The 1154-nt window shown below is 45.3% G+C and carries 1 protein-coding gene and 2 pseudogenes; 1 reads left to right on the forward strand and 2 read right to left on the reverse strand.

Going from position 1 to position 1154, the window contains the following annotated elements; genetic code table 11:
• Window positions 1–287: transposase (locus tag BFF42_RS18000; protein ID WP_000567737.1), on the reverse strand; the 287-nt coding region annotated here is incomplete at its 3' end.
• Window positions 288–453: 166 nt separating this feature from the next.
• On the opposite strand from BFF42_RS18000, the pseudogene BFF42_RS18005 reads away from it, so the two are divergent.
• Window positions 454–789, forward strand: a pseudogene (locus BFF42_RS18005) (ISAs1 family transposase); the annotation flags it as partial.
• A 15-nt stretch (window positions 790–804) separates the two neighbouring features.
• Here the strand turns inward: BFF42_RS18005 and BFF42_RS18010 are convergent.
• Window positions 805–1154: pseudogene (locus BFF42_RS18010) on the reverse strand (IS1-like element IS1X2 family transposase); the annotation flags it as partial.

Here is a 1154-nt window from a genome sequence, read left to right on the forward strand (position 1 = left end):
AGTTCATTTTCCATCGTTTTCTTGCCGAGCAGGCGCTGGAGTTCTTTAATCTGCTTCATGGCGGCAGCAAGTTCAGAGGCAGGAACAACCTGTTCTCCGGCGGCCACAGCAGTAAGACTTCCTTCCTGGTATTGCTTACGCCAGAGAAATAACTGGCTGGCTGCTACACCATGTTGCCGGGCAACGAGGGAGACCGTCATCCCCGGTTCAAAGCTCTGCTGAACAATTGCGATCTTTTCCTGTGTGGTACGCCGTCTGCGTTTCTCCGGCCCTAAGACATCAATCATCTGTACTCCAATGACTAGTCTAAAAACTAGTATTAAGACTATCACTTATTTAAGTGATACTGGTTGTCTGGAGATTCAGGGGGCCAGTCTATATTCCTTATTACCTGAAGCTGTTTTTCATAGCTTATACATGATCAAATACTCCTTACATAAATAAGGTGAACAAATGGAACTTAAAAAATTGATGGAACATATTTCTATTATTCCCGATTACAGATAAGCCTGGAAAGTAGAGCATAAATTGTCAGGCATCCTACTATTGACTATTTTTGCCGTTATTTCTGGTGCAGAAAGTTGGGAAGATATAGAGGATTTCGGGGAAACACATCTCGATTTCTTGAAGCAATATGGTGATTTTGAAAATGGTATTCCTGTTCACGATACTATTGCCAGAGTTGTATCCTGTATCAGTCCTGCAAAATTTCATGAGTGCTTTATTAACTGGATGCGTGACTGCCATTCTTCAGATGATAAAGACGTCATCGCAATTGATGGAAAAACGGGTAATGACTCCAACTTACTGATAGTGTTTTATGTTCAGATAATGCCCGATGACCTTGTCATGCAGCTCCACCGATTTTGAGAACGACAGTGACTTCCGTCCCAGCCTTGCCAGATGTTGTCTCAGATTCAGATTATGTCGCTCAATGCGCTGAGTGTAACGCTTGCTGATAACGTGCAGCTTTCCCTTCAGGCGTGATTCATACAGCGGCCAGCCATCCGTCATCCATACCACGACCTCAAAGGCCGACAGCAGGCTCAGAAGACGCTCCAGTGTGGCCAGAGTGCGTTCACCGAAGACGTGCGCCACAACCGTCCTCCGTATCCTGTCATACGCGTAAAACAGCCAGCGCTGACGTGATTTAG

The organism is Shigella sp. FC1661 (genome assembly GCF_001712525.1).
Taxonomy (GTDB): Bacteria; Pseudomonadota; Gammaproteobacteria; order Enterobacterales; family Enterobacteriaceae; genus Escherichia; species Escherichia coli.